The organism is Microcystis sp. M53603_WE2 (assembly GCF_030065435.1).
The window spans coordinates 1-1,400 of the sequence record NZ_JASJFF010000944.1 but is presented as its reverse complement, the minus strand read 5'-3'; the positions used below and the strand labels follow the sequence as shown (position 1 = coordinate 1,400).

The window sequence follows — 1,400 nt, the reverse complement described above, 5'->3', positions numbered from 1 at the left end:
ATCCCACATTCCGCACCCTAGTCGTTGAAATCAAAAGTTGCTCTAGCCCTTGTATAGTAAGACTTTTAGCGATTACTAAGAATTATGAAGTGTCACACTCTAGTTAGCGATCGCCAGCTTAATGAGAGTTTATCTCAATAATTTGGTATCAGAGTTATCAGATTTTTAGGGCTAATTGTGCATCTGCTGGGCAACCAAATTAGCCTGTAATTCAGAGCCGGCAATCGTTTTGACGATTTAGATAAAATTTTCAATGTGACACTTTAGGGTGCGGAATGTGGGCTATATAGATAGGATTGAATATTTTCATAAAAAATCCTCTTGAAAAATATTTTGATCAACCTTAACTTTAAGGGGTACATTAATTTATTTTTAGGGCCATGGCCACCAAATCGCCAAAATTATTCGAGTCATTGCGGTCATAGACCGCAATGACTGTCACTACTGTTAGCCTCACCCTAGCCGCTGCTTCTGGTGCTAGTGCCGCAACAGTGTTCGGTTTCCAAGACGCTTACGATCCCATTAACTGGACATTTACCAATAGTAATGCCGACGGGTTCGTCAATACCGGCGGCGCTCCCGCGTCCATTAGCCTGACTGGGGGGAACAATGGTTCTGGCGGTTCTGGAACCACAGACTACACCACCACTGCGGCTGCGGCTGGGACGGTGACGTTTGATTGGAACTATTCGACTGCTGATGGGCCTTTCTGGGATCCCTTCGGATATCTGCTCAACGGCAGCTTCACCCAAGTAACTAATGATGGGGGAGGTGTTTTCCAAAACGGGACATCGACGTTTAACGTCCTAGCTGGCGACAGCTTTGGTTTCCGTATTTTCACTCGCGACAACCTTTTTGGACGGGCTAGTGTGACGATTTCTAACTTTTCTGCCCCTGCCCCTGTTCCCGAACCGTCAACTGTGCTGAGTTTGCTGGTACTAGGAGGCTTAGGCGCTGGACTGAAGTACCTTAAGCGGAATTGATATCCCAAAAAACAGGGGACTAGGAGTTGACCTCTCCTCCTAGTTCCCAACTTGATTAGCTGTTGACTGTCTGCGAGTGCCAGAGTTTGGAGCGGGGAGAGTTGCACAATTCTGGTTTTAAGTCAATAGCCTTTACAAAACTTCAAAAATTGCAACATAAAAAAATGTCACCACTAGCGGCTTTTTTTGGGCAAGAGAATCGATATAGTCCCCTGATTGCCTTGGTTTTCCGTTGATTTAAAGCTTAAAGGTTAAACTAAGCCCACAGCATACCACGATCATACCATATTATTAAATGTAGGCAACCCCGATTTACAGCCAAATTTTGGCAAATTCTGGGAAAATCAAAATCTTGTAACTTACTTGTTACATTGAACTAATCGCCCCAAATATTTAAATATTTTAATTATTTACCTT

2 protein-coding genes are annotated in these 1,400 nt (G+C 43.7%); one reads left to right on the top strand and one right to left on the bottom strand.

Annotation, left to right across the window (positions count from 1 at the left end):
- Positions 1-458: 458 nt before the first annotated feature.
- Positions 459-782 carry a hypothetical protein gene (locus tag PX481_RS19970; protein ID WP_288026780.1) on the bottom strand — a complete coding sequence of 108 codons (324 nt, stop codon included), beginning with the start codon at positions 780-782 and terminating at the stop codon, positions 459-461.
- On the opposite strand from PX481_RS19970, the gene PX481_RS19965 reads away from it, so the two are divergent.
- The gene (locus PX481_RS19965) at positions 669-983 is read left to right on the top strand and encodes a PEP-CTERM sorting domain-containing protein (protein WP_288095630.1); all 315 of its coding nucleotides are present in this window, start codon (positions 669-671) and stop codon (positions 981-983) included. The two genes, PX481_RS19970 and PX481_RS19965, sit on opposite strands and share 114 nt — an antisense overlap.
- Positions 984-1,400 lie beyond the last annotated feature (417 nt).